Here is a 15399-nt window from a genome sequence, read left to right on the forward strand (position 1 = left end):
TCATCATGTCAGAATAATCTGACCTATCGCATCATTAGTTTAAACACGGTTATCTGAATTATGGCAATTCCACAGCATACGATTGATCAGATTCTAGATCGCACAGATATTGTCGATCTGATCGGTCAACGTGTGAAATTGAAAAAGACCGGACGAACATATTCTGGTTGTTGCCCTTTTCATCAAGAGAAAACTCCATCATTCCATGTTTATCGCGATAAACAGTACTATCACTGCTTCGGCTGCCAAGCAAACGGTAATGCAATTCGTTTCTTAATGGATATTGATAACCGAAACTTTATCGATGTGATGAAGGAATTATCGAGTAGTGCGGGTATCGAATTACCCAAAGACAATACTGATAATAAAAAACTGTCTTATACACGCCAAGTTACCAAGCCACCAGTTCCAGCAAAACCAGTTGTAGAACCAAATACTCAAGCACCTATAGATGATCAGTACAATACGCTTGAACCAGTATATTTTGATGATCCTTTTGCACAGTTCGAACAGCCATTTAGTTTTGATGAACCTGTACAAGAAGGTAATTTATACGACCTTTTGGAAAATGTTGCTCAATTTTACGAACACCAATTACCTACAAGTCAAAAAGCTAAAAAGTACTTTAAACAACGCGGCCTAACCGACCAAACAATTCAATTCTGGCGTTTAGGTTATGCTCCAGAAGACTGGCAACATTTAGAAAAAGCTTTCCCTTACGACATTGAAGGCTTAAAGCAACTTGGACTCATTCGTTCCAGTGACAGTGGTCGCGATTTTGACCTTTTACGCGATCGTGTGATTTTCCCAATTCGAGACCCTAAAGGCCGTGTAGTTGGTTTTGGTGGTCGTGCACTCAATGACGAAATTAAACCAAAATACATTAACTCACCAGACTCAGAAGTTTTCCATAAAAACCAATTACTTTATGGGTTATATGAAGGCAGAAAATTAAAGTCTAATGACTGGTTAATGGTTGAAGGATATATGGATGTCATTGCTTTACAGCAATATGGCATTACTGGTGCTGTGGCGACTTTGGGAACGGCGAGTAATACAGAACATCTTAATATTTTATTTAAACAAAATAATCGAATTACGATTGCCTTTGATGGTGATGCAGCTGGTCAAAAAGCAGCACGTCGAACTTTAGAAATTGCATTACCATTACTCAACGACGGTCGTGAGCTTAAATTCTTTGTATTGCCAAATGACCACGATCCAGACTCCTTAATCCGTCGTGAAGGGCTCGAAAACTTCCAAAAGTTATTGGACCAAGCTCCGTTACTATCGGACTTTGTTTTCGCTCATCTTACTGGTCAGCATAATATCAGTACGCCTGAAGGTAAGAGTCTTGTCATGGGTGAGTTAAGAGAACTCACCGAGTTATTACCCAAACAAGGTTCCTTCCGCTATCTATTAACTCAATCTTTCCGTGAAAAATTAGGTTTAGGCAAGCGCTTTACCCCACAAGTTAGTCATGATGCATCGTTGTCATTTAATATCCAAACAAAAGATGAAGACTTTGCTGTCGCAATTTTGATGCACCACCCTTTCCTTTATATTCATTTTGAAGGATTACGTGCCTATATTCCGCAAGATGAATTATTAGCTAAAATATTAGCCATTTTAAACCGTATATTTGATGAATTGCCTGATGACCAAGAGCTAGCGACGTATTATGTTTTAGGCGCATGTAGCACTTATTGTCATGAAGTTGCAGATATTATGCAAAGAACCAATATTCAGGCATTAACTCAGGCACCTGAAGTAGCAGATAAACTTGCTAAAGAATATGCATTGGGTTTACAAGAAAGATATTTACGTCAAAAACTAAAATCTAAAATTTCATTAGTTGAGTCACGAAACTTAAGACAACAACTCAATGAGCTCACCAAACAAATTAGCTTAAGACTGCTCTCTTAGTTTTTAGGCTTTCGCTCATGGTCAAATACATCCTGTAAATGCTGTTGTAACCACTCAAAGTAATCAGGACTTTCTGCTTTAGCAGCTTCACGTAACAACATAGAGGTTGGATGCATTAACTTTTGTGTCAAGCGGTGAGCAAATTCTTTGAGAACTTGCTCTGGATTGACACCATTGTGCAAAGTATTCAACGCATGAGTAAGCTCTTGCTGACTAATTTCCTCACTATGTTGGCGATAAGCATGGATTGTACCTCCCGCTTCTTTGACTTTTTGGTGCGTAATCAATTGAGTTGCTAATTGATTCACCATGACTTCAGCTTCAACAGCCGCCTGACGACGTTGAGCCAAGTTTTCATCAATTACGCTTTGTAAGTCATCAACTCCGTATAAATAGACTCCATCAAGTGACTCAACTTTAGGGTCAATATCACGCGGTACTGCTAAATCCACCATCAACATTTGCTGATAACGACGTTTTTTCAATGCACTTTTGACATCCGCATAAGCAATCACTTGATGCAAACTGCCTGTACAACTTGAAACAACGTCAGCACGATATAGATTTTCTGATAAAGCTGAAAAATCAATAATCTCAACTTCAACTTGATGTGTAATTTCTTGTGCTAACTGGTCGGCACGCTCACGACTGCGATTACAAATAATAATCTTGGCAACACCCATTTCTGCTAAGTGCTTAGCCACCAGACTGTTCATCTCGCCTGCCGCAACCACCATTACTGTGAGCTTTTCAGGTTTACTAAAGACTTGTAAAGCTAATTGTGCAACCGCATAACCCATTGAAACTGCATGACTACCTACAGCCGTTTCTGACCGAACACGTTTAGCTGCGTAGAAAGCATATTCAAACACGCTATTTAATTCAGGAGAAACCGTCTGCGCTTCTTTAGACAATGCTAAAGCACTTTTTACCTGCCCTAGAATTTGTGGCTCACCCAACATGAGTGAATCTAAACCACTTGCGACACGCATTAAATGTGTGATGGCTTGAGCATTTTCGTAACGATAAACATGATGAATTAAATGCTTTACATCAATATTATTGGCGTCGGCTAACCATTTCAGAAGGCTTTCGGCATCTTCCGCCATGGCGTAGACTTCTGTACGGTTACAGGTCGAGACAACCACTAAGTCTTTTAAAGACTCGTGATAACGTTGCTCGGCAAGCAAAGTACTTAATCGCTCTGCATTGAAAGCAATTTGCTCGCGGAGTTCTACAGAAGCTGTTTGATGGTTGACACCCAATGCAAAGAAAGACATATCAGATCATCATTTCGCTAAATTTATGCTATTGTGCAACATCGGTGTCATAAAAAGCATTACTTTGGATCAATAAAAATTGCGTCAAATGAATAGCCGTATTAATTTTAACGGTGCTTCGATAAGACAGTATTCTACCACATTCTTATTGTTAGGTAGCATGTCCTCATATGTCTATGCACGTCCGTTGCAAGAGACCTATGCAGTGCATTCATTTGATCAGGCTCTACAACAGACTATGGTCGCAGAGTTTGCTTTAGCTTACGACGATATTCCTACAGCACTACACAACTACACTGTGCTTGCGATTAGAAGCAACTCAACAACAATTAAACAGCGTGCACTAGATGTCGCTCTTGAATATAACGATCTACAAGCCGCATTAAATGTTGCAACACATTGGGTGGTTCAAGAACCCAAAGATGTTCCTGCTTTATTTTATTTATCGCATATTGCATTAAAAACACATGAATACCAGCTTGCTGCCGAAACTTTAGATAAGATTTTAAAAATTGATCCAACTGCCGATCTTGAACAAATTCTGGCGAGTATTGCACCCGAAAATGCACAAGACCGAGATGTTTTATTAACGGCTTTACGTTCAAGTGCAGAAAAGGAAAATCCTTCTATTTTAGCGCTTATTGCTAACCTAGAAGCACAAAATGGTCAATTAGAACCTGCTCTAAATACCATTAACCGTGCGCTACGCCGTCGTCCAAAAGTAACCAGCTTTATCTTGATGAAAGCGAACCTATTGATTGCTCTAAATGATCAAGAAGGTGCTTTAAAATGGTATGCAAAATCAAGCCGTAAATATAAGAAAAATCTAGATATTCACTTAGCTGAGGTCCGTTATCTCATTCAGATTAATCAGCCTCAACTTGCTCTTGAAAAATTAGAAAAAATTATTGAGAGTAATCCTCGGGCTGAAGAAGCATTATTTATTGCAGGTCTAACCAGTATTGACCTCAAGCAATATGATAAAGCTGAACAATATTTAGTTGATTTACGCAACTCTGCAAAATATCAAAACGAAGCATATTACTACTTAGCTATTAATGCTGAGCGAAAACAGCACTATGAAACTGCCAAAGCTTATTACCGTTTAGTTGATGGTAGCCTTTACATTGTTTCAAGACGAAATCTAATTGCGATCTATGATAAACAAGAAAATTTACATGATGCATTACGGTTTTTAACTCAAGAACGAGTTAATTATCCACAGCATGCAAGCTTTCTCTATCAGGCACAAGCCGAAATTTTAAAGAAAATGGGCAATAAAAAAGCTGCATTAAATTTATTAGATGAAGCAATCAAAAACTTACCGGATGATCCGGAACTCATCTATGCAGAAGTTTTATTATTAGACCCTTATACCGACCGCGATAAACTTGATAAAACACTTAAGCAATTATTACTATTAGAACCAAATAGTCCGACCTATCTGAATGCCTATGCATATACGCTGGCTTTACAAAACCGTAGATTAAAAGAAGCACGACAATATGCTGAACAAGCATTGGAATATGCACCAGAACAAGCTTCGATTTTGGATACACTGGGCTATATCGCATTTTTACAAAATGATTATGAGGGCGCAGCGGAAGCTTTAGGCAAAGCTTACGAGCTTAGTCATAACATAAATATTGGGATTCGTTACGCTAAGGCACTGTATATGCAAGGATCATTAACTGAATTTAGTGCTGTGTTACAACAACTGAAACAAAAGCACGCGAATGATCCACAATTACACCAGCTTGATGCGTTAATTTTACCTACATCAGCAAAAAAGAGTTAAATATATGAGCAAATTTGCCCAACTGTGCACAGCGATCTGTGGATCAAGTGTGTTATTTTTAACCGGTTGTCAGCATTTTACTCAGCCCAAACCCGCAATTTCCCACCAAGTGCAAGATGAAAAACATTTCAACTTACAAGGTAAAATTGGTGTGCGCACCCCACAGCAAAGTGGTAGTGCATTCTTCACATGGGTTCAGCAACAAGATAATTTTGATATCGAATTAAGTGGCATTTTAGGTGTTGGAAAAACACAAATTCAGGGAAAACCGGGTGAAGTCACTTTAAACAGTGCTAAAACTGGCGTGATTACAGCCGCATCACCTGAAGAACTTTTAGAACGTGCTACAGGTTGGCAAGCACCAATTACCCATTTAACCAGTTGGATTTTAGCAAAGCCAGCAACTTTAAATGCCCAAATTAGCAAAGATAATGCAAATCGTGTGAGCCAACTCATCGAAGATGGCTGGACGGTTAATTTTAGTTATGATGGCGAACAAACTTTGCCAAATAAACTGGTTTTGAAGCAGGCACTTGCTGAAGATAAAGAAAACCGTATTACAATGGTCATCCAAAACCGTTAAATCTAATTATTTAAATCTATGATTCGAGTTCCTTCCCCAGCTAAGCTCAACCTGTTTTTACATATCACAGGACGTCGTGAAAATGGTTATCATGAACTGCAAACTATTTTCCAACTCATTGATTTATATGACTGGATGACTTTTTCTCTTATTGATAAAGATGAAATCCAGATTGAGGGTTTAGGAGAAGTTCAACTTGAACAAAATCTGATTTATAAAGCTGCGCAAATACTTAAACCGCATGCAAAAAAACTCTCTGGTCTGCACATCAAAATTGAGAAAAATATTCCAATGGGTGCAGGTCTAGGCGGAGGTTCCTCTAATGCAGCTACAACCCTCATTGTTTTAAATCAATTATGGCAATGTGGACTAAGTCAGGATGAACTTGCTGACTATGGCATAAAGCTCGGTGCCGATGTTCCTATTTTTATTTATGGTAAAAATGCATGGGCTGAAGGCATAGGTGAACATTTATCATTCATAGACTTAGATCAAAAACAGTTCATTATTTTAAAACCTGATTGTTTTATCAGCACTCAATTGCTTTTTTCACAAAAAACATTGACAAGAGACTCTAAGACCACTAAATTTTGCGCCTATCAGTTAGAACCTTCTAATTTTGGAAATAACTTTGAGCCTTTGGCTAGAAAGTTATACCCTGAAGTTGAAGAAGCAATGCAATATCTTGATCAATTTGGTCAAGCAAAGCTTACAGGTACAGGTGCTTGTGTTTTTACTGAAGTAACGAATGAAATGAATATTGATGACATTCTTAAGCATTCACCATGTAAAGCTTATGTGGTAAATAGTTTAAAAGAATCTCCTCTTAATCATTTTAAAGTTACAAGTTAGGGGCGTCGCCAAGTGGTAAGGCACCGGGTTTTGATCTCGGCATCCGTTGGTTCGAATCCAGCCGCCCCTGCCAATTTCACCTGTAATGATGATTATATTAGGGGCGTCGCCAAGTGGTAAGGCACCGGGTTTTGATCTCGGCATCCGTTGGTTCGAATCCAGCCGCCCCTGCCATTATATATCATCAAATTTAGGGGCGTCGCCAAGTGGTAAGGCACCGGGTTTTGATCTCGGCATCCGTTGGTTCGAATCCAGCCGCCCCTGCCATTCTTCTTATTTTAAAGACAGACTTAATTGCCTTGCTTTTTGTTGATTATCCTTGACATTGCATTGCAAAAATATTAAAGTTCTGCCGCATTAGGGGCGTCGCCAAGTGGTAAGGCACCGGGTTTTGATCTCGGCATCCGTTGGTTCGAATCCAGCCGCCCCTGCCATCTACTTCATTACATACCAACCGCCAAGGGTGCTTCATGCCCAATCTTGTCGTTTTTAGTGGAAATGCTCATCCACAGTTCGCTCAAAAAGTCGTAAGTCACTTACATATCCCTCTAGGTGCTGCATCAGTCGGTCACTTTTCTGATGGAGAAATTTCAGTAGAAATTACTGAAAATGTTCGTGGTAAAGACGTATTTATCGTTCAGCCTACTTGTGCCCCTACCAATGATAACCTTATGGAAATCTTGGTTATGGCAGATGCTTTGCGTCGTGCAAGTGCTGGTCGTATTACCGCTGTTATCCCTTATTTTGGTTATGCTCGCCAAGACCGTCGTCCACGTTCTGCACGTGTGCCGATTACAGCTAAAGTTGTTGCAGACATGCTTACCACTGTTGGTATTGATCGTGTCGTAATGATTGACTTACATGCTGACCAAATTCAGGGCTTCTTCGATATTCCAGTCGACAACATCTATGGTACTCCTGCTTTGCTTGCTGACTTACGTCAACAACAACATGATAACCTTATGGTGGTTTCTCCTGACGTTGGTGGTGTAGTACGTGCTCGTGCTGTTGCCAAACAGATGGGTGATATCGATTTAGCAATCATCGACAAACGTCGTCAAAAAGCCAATGAGTCGCAAGTTATGCACTTAATTGGTGATGTAAAAGATCGTGATTGCGTTATTGTAGATGACATGGTTGATACTGCTGGTACATTGTGTAAAGCAGCTGATGCGCTTAAACAATTCGGTGCACGCCGTGTTGTTGCTTATGCAACACACCCTGTACTTTCAGGTAAAGCAATTGAGAACTTACGCAACTCAGTCATTGATGAGTTAGTTGTAACTGACACAATTCCTCTTTCTGAAGAAGCATTAACCTTAGGTAAAATCCGTCAGGTTTCTGTTGCTAGCATGGTTGCGGAAACGATTCGTCGTATTAATAACGAAGAATCTATCAGCGCGATGTTCGATAGTTTATAATATTGCAGCTTTTCTTAACCCTGGCTTTGGCTGGGGTTTTCTATCACTAAACTGGTCGCAAGTTTAGTTTATTTAATCTTTAATGAGGATTTATCTCATGGCAAACTTCGTATTCAACGCTCAAGCGCGTGCTGAAGACAAACAAGGGAAAGGTGCGAGCCGCCGCCTTCGTCGCGAATCTTTAGTTCCAGCTATCATCTACGGCGGTAACGCTGAGCCTGTAAGTGTAACTTTAGAACTTCGTGAGCTTGTAAAAGCTTTAGAAAGCAATGCTTTCTTTGAAGAAGTTGTAGAAATCAAAGTGGGCGACAAAGTTGAAAACGTTAAAATCCAAGCGTTACAACGTCACCCATCTAAAAACACTCCTATGCACGCTGACTTCAAACGCGCATAAGTGTTTAAAGGCGTAAATTAGTGTCAAATATTTCGCTAATTGTTGGTTTGGGCAATCCTGGTTCAGAATATGCCCAAACCCGCCATAATGCAGGTTTTTGGTTCGTTGAACAGCTTGCAGATAAATATGGCATTACATTAAAAAATGATCCAAAATTTCACGGAATCAGTGGTCGTGGTAATATAGAGGGGCATGATGTTCGCTTACTTCTACCAACGACGTATATGAACCGTTCCGGTCAAAGTGTTGTTCCTTTCTCAAAATTCTATCAAATTGCTCCTGAAGCAATTCTGATTGCTCATGATGAACTTGATATGAACCCTGGTGTAATTCGTCTTAAAACAGGCGGTGGGCACGGTGGGCATAACGGTTTACGTGATATTGTCCCACATATTGGTCCAAACTTTCATCGTTTACGAATTGGTATTGGACATCCAGGTTCAAAAGAAAGAGTTTCTGGGCATGTACTTGGAAAAGCACCAAGCAGTGAACAAAGCTTAATGGACGGAGCAATTGATCATGCTCTCTCTAAAGTGAAGTTACTTGTTCAAGGACAGGTACCACAAGCTATGAACCAAATTAATGCGTATAAACCAGCTTGAATTGTTGAACAATCAAGCTTGCTATCTTGCTTTTTTAGGAGCAAAATGCGCATCAGCCACCTTGCCAGAACGGCAAAGGCAAAAGATTTCACTATAAGATCTTCTTAGGTCTACTCAGGAGACGCTAGCCATGCTATCTCGTTTATTAAAATGCAAAATTCACCGTGCAGTTGTAACCCATGCTGAACTTCACTATGAAGGTTCTTGTGCAATTGATGGCGTATTGATGGATTTAGCTGGTATTCGTGAATACGAAGAAATCCACGTTTGGAACGTAACTAATGGCAAGCGCTTCACAACTTACGCGATCCGTGGTGAAGACAACTCTGGCATTATTTCAGTAAACGGTGGTGCTGCTCACCAAGCAGATGTTGGTGATTTAGTTATTATTGCTACGTTTGGTGACTTCACAGAAGCTGAAGCAAATGCTCACAAACCACGTTTGGTCTATGCAAATCCAAATAATACAGTCAACCACACAGCGAACTGCATTCCTGTACAAGTTGCCTAATTAAAGATTAAAAAAAACAAGAAAGCCCGTAATACGGGCTTTTTTTACAGTGTCTATAAACTCTTAACCGCACCCTTCCACCAACTTTGCTGCTGCTTACAATTTAAAGATTGTAGCTCTTCTCCTCGTAAATCAAACAGAATCGCCTCACCCTTTATATTTACCTTAAATTCAGCGTATTTTGCTTTTTCATAGCAATGAGCTAGACCTTCGGCAAATAAGAAGCTTCTAGAAGCTGGGTACAAAGCCTGCAAACGATTTTCAGGATTTTTTAAAATTAAGCTTTGCCCAGCAGATGAGTTATTAGTGTCTAAAATTGTATGAATTACTCGATTTTGTGAATCTAAAATAACTTTTGCTGGAATATTGGCATGATTAAAAATCACTTGATCTAAAGCATCACCTTCGCTTCCTGATGGTGATTTAAGAGATTGTAAATTTAATTCATACGCCAGCGCCATGTAGTCGCCTTGTAAAATAGAGCGAGGGTCAACTGGCTTAAGCTTAATAAAAATACTTTTACTCTGATGCAGGTGCCATTCATTTTTTACAACTAATCCTGCAAAGAATAATATGGTAACGAATGCAAGAATAAGAGAGAAATACTTTTTCATTAATTTTCTCCCTCAACAAAATTGTTCTTAGCTTCTTGTAGGAGCAACCTATATAAAGCCAACAATATAATTCCTGACACCAAGATTGATGCACTTTTAGCTAGAAAACTTAATTGCAAACTGTAATAAAGTTGCCAAAGTACAGTAGCGAACACAAGAAGCGTAATACCGTAAACAATGCGATCTTTATTTTTTAAAGCCCATGTCAAAATTACAAATAGAATGAATACATCAAAATAGCCGAGTGCAATAAGTACTATGCCAAAAGTTAAAAAAGCAAAAAAAGTTATACTGTGAAGTTGCCTATAGAGATAAAAAAAACTAAAGCACAATAACCATAGACTTGGTAAGACATAGAGAAACCATAATGACTGATCAGCCGAATCAAGCAATGCTAACCCTATAAAACTATCAAAGAATGAGTTCACCAAAATCACAGCAAGTACGCATAAAAAGATACTCCGCTCATACGATACAATTGCTTTATTCCCTATCAGCAGTACTAAGCTAAAGATCAAATAGTTAAGTAAAGTTAAATTAAAATAAGTTTGAACAGAGTTTACTGACCATATTGAATGGTCTAGTTGCAATAGATAGAAAAATGCTATTCCATAAGTTGCGAGCATTTGCATTAAAATAAAGAACCAATGAGGCTTAAGAAAATAACTAATACATAGAATAAAAATCTGGGCAATCAATACCCATAAAATTTGATTTGTTTCAGATCCAAGATGGAATAAAAAAGCAGTTTGACCACTAATAAATAAACAATATGCAAATTGCCGAATGAAATAATTTTGAGATTTTGTTAGTAAAGTTATAGCTATAGCAACAAAGATGATGCCAATAATTAAAGAAATAGTCTCCCAAAATACGAGTGTAAATGCTGCAAGTGCTAAACCAGCAAGCCAAGCACCAATTGCTAAAGGAATGACATAAAAACGGCTTTGGCGAAAAATTCTTATTAAGAAATAACTAATAAGTGCAAACCAAGTAAAAATAATGCCCGCAATCAGTAAAAAAATGAACTCATTAGAATCTTTAAATAAATGATTAATCCCATCTACAAGCCATATTGTTGCAGTCACGCCAAGAACAGCAGCCATTAAACTGGCACATAATTGATCATTTTTTTTGAAGAAATAATAAAAAGCGATTATTCCTAAAAAGAAAGCCGAGATCAGATAAGGAATGTTTGTATTCGATAAGTATTGAATCATTCCAATGATTGAAATGACAGCAAACCAAGCGATAAAAACAAAACGTAATGCATGATACTTCTTTATACAGACCCAAAACTCGATAAGGCTTAATAAATTTAGAGTGAATAGATATAAATAAGGTAATTTTTCTGCCCAAAAAGTCTGTCGAAAAAATAAAAAAAGTGTAAGTTGGCTGGTAATGCAAACTAAAGTAAAAATACCAATATTAGGTCGATATAACCAAGGTAATAAAAGCAAAGTCCAAATCAAGAACAATAAATAACTGTCTGCACCTGTTTGATAAACTTGTCCTATTACAGCCAAACTCAAACCGACCATCAAACCACAAATAGCATGTAAGGTCTGCCGAACTCCCTCGCTTAAGGTATCTGTTACGCTCACCCAAGCGGTGACAAGTAATATAACAGGTGGAATGCTGAGTTGAATGCTATCAGGAAGCATCAACCAGTTAGCAGCAATCAAATACAGAATACTTACCGCCATAAATAGATAACTAAAAATATGGAGATGCTGAATAAATAAAGTATTCCTAAAAGGATAATAGTCTCTAATCTGCATGAAAAACCTGTTTTATTTATAATTTTCTATAAAAAACATAACATTCACTTTTAAAACCAACAAGTAAGCTCTTGTTAAAAAACCTATTTCAATTTATGAAAATGCTTATTCATAATGAGACTTAGCATTCTACAAAAGCATCTAGCCAATTTTGCCAAGCGCGCTATAATAAAACCCATCGCTTCAGGGCGGGGTGTAATTCCCCACCGGTGGTAAAGTTAATTCTCATATATAAATTAACAAGCCCACGAGCTTAAATTGTGTAATTTGAGCAGATTTGGTGAAACTCCAAAGCCGACGGTATAGTCCGGATGAAAGAAGACGACGAACTGGGATAAATCCGTTTTATTTCAGTGCCAGCCTGTTTTTGCATCAGTCCTGAAATGTTCAACCGTATTTTTACGAGAGCGTTTCATTATGTCTAGCTTAATTCAACCAGAAATTTTTTTCTCAGCCCTCTCTCCTGCTGAACAACGCATTCAACAAGCATTAGAAGATATCCGTCAAGGCAAACCTGTCTTGGTTATGGATGACTTTGACCGTGAAAATGAAGCAGATTTAATTGTTGCAGCTGAAACTCTAACTGTTGAGACCATGGCACGTATGATTCGTGATGGCTCAGGTATTGTATGTTTATGTCTGACAGAAGAATTAGCAGACCATCTTGAACTCCCTCCAATGGTTTCTAAAAACTCAAGTCAGTTTCATACTGCATTTACAGTGACCATTGAAGCTGCTCAAGGCGTTACAACTGGTGTTTCTGCTAAAGACCGTGTAACAACCATTAAAACTGCTATTAAAGATGGTGCTGTTGCAAGTGACTTAAATCGTCCTGGTCACGTTTTCCCTTTACGTGCACGTAATGGTGGCGTACTTACTCGACGTGGTCATACTGAGGGAACAATTGATCTAGCCAGATTAGCTGGTCTCAAACCTGCTGGTGTGTTATGTGAGTTGACTAATCCAGATGGCACTATGGCATCAGGCATTCAAGTTTTAGCATATGCACAAACTCATCACTTAACCGTGATTACGATTGAAGAACTTGTTCAATACCGTCAACAACACGGTATTTAAATAAAAAGGGTTTGGCTTTAGATCAAAGCCAAACCTATAAATTAAAACTTATTTATATTTAAGAAACTTTCTTTTGTATTGCCAGTTCTTCAACATAGTCCAAAAGTTCAGAGAACTGATTAATCATTGCTTTTGGCTGTGCTTGAGCAAGTTCTTCTGCTGTTCCATAACCATAAGTCACAGCTACTGCCTCAATACCATTGTGACGCGCACCTAAAACATCATATTGACGGTCACCGACCATTAAACACTCTTCTGGGTTTAATTGCTCATGCTCAAGAATATAATGAATAAGTTCAGCTTTATTGGTTCGTTCACCTGTCAATTCACTGCCATAAATATGTACAAAATATTGGCTTAATTCAAAATGGTCTAAAATTCGTTTCGCGTAAATCGTTGGCTTAGCAGTAGCGACAAATAAACGATATCCTTCGTCTTTTAATGCACTCAGTGTTTGTACTACAGATGGATATACTTCATTTTCAAACAGACCAATGACTGAGAAACGCTCACGATAAGCCAATAAAGCTTGTTCAGCTAAATCATCGTCTTGAGTAGCCAATAATTTTGCAAGTGATGGTTTTAAAGGCGGGCCAATGGTCCAATCAATATTTAAATCGGCAGCTAATGGATAGCCAAGCTTGTCCATTGCATAGCGAATTGAAGTATGGATACCAACTTTAGGGTCTGTTAAGGTTCCATCTAAATCAATCAAAATATGTTTTATAGCCATTCAATCATTAACCCAGTAAAGTATTTAGTTCAATTGGTCGAGAGTTTAATCAAACTCTCTTATACTAACGTAAATTTAAATTGAAAAGGAAATAACCGTGCGTCCAACCGTACTTTGTTTCTCGGGTTTAGACCCTTCAGGTGGTGCAGGTTTACAAGCCGATATCGAAGCAATTGGACAAAGTGGTGCTCATGCAGCAATTGCATGTACTGCCCTCACCATTCAAAACTCACAACAAGTATTTGGCTTTGAAGCAACCCCAAAAGAACTCTTATTAGCTCAAGCAAATGCCGTTGTAGGTGATTTACCCATTAAATGTGTTAAGTCAGGTATGCTTGGCACTACAGATAATATTGCTGCACTTGCTGAATTTTTACGTGTTCATCCTGACTATCAATATGTACTTGACCCAGTTTTAGTTGCAAACAGTGGCGGTTCGTTAGGAGACCAAGCAACTTTAGTTAAAGCATTTGTTGAACTGATTCCCCTAGCGACTCTTATTACGCCAAATACAGTCGAATTACGTGCACTAACAGGTATTGACGACTTAGAACAAGCAACAGAAAAGCTATTTCAAATGGGTGCTAAAGCTGTATTAGTAAAAGGCGGTCACGAAGATACTCCTGACTTCATTAAAAATAGTTTATATATTGATGGTGAACTTGCAGCGAGTAGTAGTTGCCCTCGCCTTGAAGGTGAATATCACGGCTCAGGTTGTTCATTAGCAAGCTTTATTGCAGGTCGTTTAGCTTTGGGTGATTCTTTAAAAATTGCAGTACAACATGCAGAAACATGGCTATTTGGTGTTTTAAAAAATGCTGAAACGCCTGTACCTAATGGACAAAAGATTCCAAAACGATTTTAACAACCAAATAAAAAGGCGCTTTAAGCGCCTTTTTATTTATTCCAATTACTGAGGAATACGTAAAACTTGTCCAGGGAAAATCTCATCTGGATCTTTTAGCATTGGTTTGTTTGCTTCAAAGATTTTTTGATATTGGTTGGCATCACCATAAAATTCTTTCGCAATTTTTGAAAGATTATCACCTGATTTTATCGTATAAAATTTACTTTCTGGCTCAGGAGTAGCAACCGTCATTTGATCATCTACTTGCGCAACGTGGTCTACGTTACCAACAATAAGAATAATTTTTTCTTTGTCTGCTTGGCTTTGTACTTGACCATGAAGCGTCGCAGTATCAGTTGAACCATTATATGTTACAGATAGGCCTTCTACCCCTAAGCCTAAACTTTTAATTAATCCTAATAATTTATTTGCCACTTCTTGTGCAGAAGGTTCTGCTGGTGTTGCTGGAGCTGGTTGTGGTTCTGCTGGTGCGGTATTTTTCTTACCAATACCTTTTACAAAATCAAAAAGACCCATCTTTTAGTCCTCATATTATTGTTTATAGTAAAGTCATTAAACTGACCTTTATTGTTATACTTGAAAAAAGAGACACCTCTGCTATCAATTGAGGTTGATCTTGTAAAAATATGTATCCCTATCAATGATTTTGATTAAATAAAAAAAGCCACCTTACGGTGGCCTTCTTTTTAATCAGCAATATGCGAATTAACCAAGTTTTTTAGTTACATAGTCAATTGCAGATTGAACTGTAGTGATTTCGTTTGAATCTTCATCAGGGATAGTGATGTCGAAGTCATTTTCGAAAGACATAACAAGTTCAACTAAATCTAAAGAGTCAGCACCCAAGTCATCCATGAAAGATGCTTCGTTTTTAATCTCTTCAGCTTTAAGACCAAGTTGTTCTGCAACTGCTTGTTTAACGCGTTGTTCGATATCGCTCACAGGAATTCTCCTCATTG

The 15399-nt window shown here is 38.3% G+C and carries 16 protein-coding genes, 4 tRNA genes and 1 riboswitch; of the genes, 14 read left to right on the plus strand and 6 right to left on the minus strand.

Annotation, left to right across the window (positions count from 1 at the left end; all coding sequences use genetic code 11):
- Nucleotides 1-60 precede the first annotated feature (60 nt).
- Entirely contained in the window at nucleotides 61-1926 is a 1866-nt protein-coding gene (locus NE363_RS14305; protein ID WP_077170010.1) for a DNA primase, read from the plus strand.
- On the opposite strand, the gene hemA is transcribed toward NE363_RS14305, so the two are convergent.
- Entirely contained in the window at nucleotides 1923-3206 is a 1284-nt protein-coding gene (hemA, locus tag NE363_RS14310) for a glutamyl-tRNA reductase (RefSeq protein WP_077164615.1), read from the minus strand. The two genes, NE363_RS14305 and hemA, sit on opposite strands and share 4 nt — an antisense overlap.
- An 88-nt stretch (nucleotides 3207-3294) precedes the next feature.
- On the opposite strand from hemA, the gene NE363_RS14315 reads away from it, so the two are divergent.
- From NE363_RS14315 to panD, 11 genes are all read left to right on the plus strand, one after another.
- Complete coding sequence (locus NE363_RS14315; protein ID WP_445536391.1) at nucleotides 3295-5004, plus strand: tetratricopeptide repeat protein; 1710 nt, start codon at nucleotides 3295-3297, stop codon at nucleotides 5002-5004.
- Between the two features lie 4 nt (nucleotides 5005-5008).
- Nucleotides 5009-5587, plus strand: coding sequence for a lipoprotein insertase outer membrane protein LolB (gene lolB / locus NE363_RS14320; protein ID WP_077163880.1), 579 nt, complete (start codon nucleotides 5009-5011; stop codon nucleotides 5585-5587).
- An 18-nt stretch (nucleotides 5588-5605) separates the two neighbouring features.
- Nucleotides 5606-6439 carry a 4-(cytidine 5'-diphospho)-2-C-methyl-D-erythritol kinase gene (gene ispE / locus NE363_RS14325; RefSeq protein WP_445535322.1) on the plus strand — a complete coding sequence of 278 codons (834 nt, stop codon included), beginning with the start codon at nucleotides 5606-5608 and terminating at the stop codon, nucleotides 6437-6439.
- Nucleotides 6438-6512, plus strand: a tRNA-Gln gene (locus tag NE363_RS14330). Before ispE ends, NE363_RS14330 begins: the two co-directional genes overlap by 2 nt.
- Nucleotides 6513-6538: 26 nt before the next feature.
- Nucleotides 6539-6613: transfer RNA gene (locus NE363_RS14335), tRNA-Gln, on the plus strand.
- Between the two features lie 18 nt (nucleotides 6614-6631).
- A tRNA-Gln gene (locus NE363_RS14340) sits at nucleotides 6632-6706 on the plus strand.
- 92 nt (nucleotides 6707-6798) lie between these two features.
- Nucleotides 6799-6873, plus strand: a tRNA-Gln gene (locus NE363_RS14345).
- A gap of 36 nt (nucleotides 6874-6909) precedes the next feature.
- The gene (locus tag NE363_RS14350) at nucleotides 6910-7860 is read left to right on the plus strand and encodes a ribose-phosphate pyrophosphokinase (protein WP_002120445.1); all 951 of its coding nucleotides are present in this window, start codon (nucleotides 6910-6912) and stop codon (nucleotides 7858-7860) included.
- A gap of 97 nt (nucleotides 7861-7957) precedes the next feature.
- A complete protein-coding gene (gene rplY, locus NE363_RS14355) occupies nucleotides 7958-8254 on the plus strand; it encodes a 50S ribosomal protein L25 (RefSeq protein ID WP_002050375.1) in 297 nt (98 codons plus the stop codon).
- Between the two features lie 20 nt (nucleotides 8255-8274).
- Nucleotides 8275-8856 (plus strand): aminoacyl-tRNA hydrolase, encoded by a 582-nt coding sequence (gene pth / locus NE363_RS14360; RefSeq protein WP_445535323.1) that lies wholly within the window; start codon nucleotides 8275-8277, stop codon nucleotides 8854-8856.
- 130 nt (nucleotides 8857-8986) lie between these two features.
- Nucleotides 8987-9367, plus strand: a complete 381-nt coding sequence (panD, locus tag NE363_RS14365; RefSeq protein ID WP_004703382.1) for an aspartate 1-decarboxylase — start codon at nucleotides 8987-8989, stop codon at nucleotides 9365-9367.
- 53 nt (nucleotides 9368-9420) lie between these two features.
- Here panD and NE363_RS14370 read toward each other — a convergent pair whose 3' ends face one another.
- Nucleotides 9421-9981, minus strand: a complete 561-nt coding sequence (locus tag NE363_RS14370) for a GDYXXLXY domain-containing protein (protein WP_445535324.1) — start codon at nucleotides 9979-9981, stop codon at nucleotides 9421-9423.
- Nucleotides 9981-11762 (minus strand): DUF2157 domain-containing protein, encoded by a 1782-nt coding sequence (locus NE363_RS14375; RefSeq protein ID WP_445535325.1) that lies wholly within the window; start codon nucleotides 11760-11762, stop codon nucleotides 9981-9983. Before NE363_RS14375 ends, NE363_RS14370 begins: the two co-directional genes overlap by 1 nt.
- A 176-nt stretch (nucleotides 11763-11938) precedes the next feature.
- A riboswitch (FMN riboswitch) is annotated at nucleotides 11939-12089 on the plus strand.
- Nucleotides 12090-12179: 90 nt separating this feature from the next.
- Between NE363_RS14375 and ribB the strand changes: the two genes are divergently transcribed.
- Complete coding sequence (gene ribB, locus NE363_RS14380; protein WP_419331412.1) at nucleotides 12180-12839, plus strand: 3,4-dihydroxy-2-butanone-4-phosphate synthase; 660 nt, start codon at nucleotides 12180-12182, stop codon at nucleotides 12837-12839.
- 58 nt (nucleotides 12840-12897) lie between these two features.
- On the opposite strand, the gene NE363_RS14385 is transcribed toward ribB, so the two are convergent.
- Nucleotides 12898-13572, minus strand: a complete 675-nt coding sequence (locus NE363_RS14385; protein WP_200001084.1) for an HAD-IA family hydrolase — start codon at nucleotides 13570-13572, stop codon at nucleotides 12898-12900.
- 97 nt (nucleotides 13573-13669) lie between these two features.
- On the opposite strand from NE363_RS14385, the gene NE363_RS14390 reads away from it, so the two are divergent.
- Complete coding sequence (locus NE363_RS14390; RefSeq protein WP_077163874.1) at nucleotides 13670-14437, plus strand: hydroxymethylpyrimidine/phosphomethylpyrimidine kinase; 768 nt, start codon at nucleotides 13670-13672, stop codon at nucleotides 14435-14437.
- Between the two features lie 45 nt (nucleotides 14438-14482).
- On the opposite strand, the gene lysM is transcribed toward NE363_RS14390, so the two are convergent.
- Nucleotides 14483-14956: a peptidoglycan-binding protein LysM gene (gene lysM / locus NE363_RS14395; protein WP_004703391.1), complete on the minus strand. Its 474-nt coding sequence runs from the start codon at nucleotides 14954-14956 to the stop codon at nucleotides 14483-14485.
- 189 nt (nucleotides 14957-15145) lie between these two features.
- A complete protein-coding gene (gene acpP / locus NE363_RS14400; RefSeq protein WP_001279871.1) occupies nucleotides 15146-15382 on the minus strand; it encodes an acyl carrier protein in 237 nt (78 codons plus the stop codon).
- Nucleotides 15383-15399 lie beyond the last annotated feature (17 nt).

The sequence above is a fragment of the Acinetobacter sp. G18 genome (assembly GCF_052660225.1).

Bases quoted from the DNA above. Each gene is read 5' to 3' on its own strand.
- lysM (WP_004703391.1), bottom strand. From the start codon at position 14,956: ATGGGTCTTTTTGATTTTGTAAAAGGTATTGGTAAGAAAAATACCGCA.
- NE363_RS14305 (WP_077170010.1), top strand. From the start codon at position 61: ATGGCAATTCCACAGCATACGATTGATCAGATTCTAGATCGCACAGAT.
- NE363_RS14370 (WP_445535324.1), bottom strand. From the start codon at position 9,981: ATGAAAAAGTATTTCTCTCTTATTCTTGCATTCGTTACCATATTATTC.
- lolB (WP_077163880.1), top strand. From the start codon at position 5,009: ATGAGCAAATTTGCCCAACTGTGCACAGCGATCTGTGGATCAAGTGTG.
- hemA (WP_077164615.1), bottom strand. From the start codon at position 3,206: ATGTCTTTCTTTGCATTGGGTGTCAACCATCAAACAGCTTCTGTAGAA.
- rplY (WP_002050375.1), top strand. From the start codon at position 7,958: ATGGCAAACTTCGTATTCAACGCTCAAGCGCGTGCTGAAGACAAACAA.
- ispE (WP_445535322.1), top strand. From the start codon at position 5,606: ATGATTCGAGTTCCTTCCCCAGCTAAGCTCAACCTGTTTTTACATATC.
- NE363_RS14385 (WP_200001084.1), bottom strand. From the start codon at position 13,572: ATGGCTATAAAACATATTTTGATTGATTTAGATGGAACCTTAACAGAC.
- NE363_RS14315 (WP_445536391.1), top strand. From the start codon at position 3,295: ATGAATAGCCGTATTAATTTTAACGGTGCTTCGATAAGACAGTATTCT.
- NE363_RS14350 (WP_002120445.1), top strand. From the start codon at position 6,910: ATGCCCAATCTTGTCGTTTTTAGTGGAAATGCTCATCCACAGTTCGCT.
- ribB (WP_419331412.1), top strand. From the start codon at position 12,180: ATGTCTAGCTTAATTCAACCAGAAATTTTTTTCTCAGCCCTCTCTCCT.
- NE363_RS14375 (WP_445535325.1), bottom strand. From the start codon at position 11,762: ATGCAGATTAGAGACTATTATCCTTTTAGGAATACTTTATTTATTCAG.
- panD (WP_004703382.1), top strand. From the start codon at position 8,987: ATGCTATCTCGTTTATTAAAATGCAAAATTCACCGTGCAGTTGTAACC.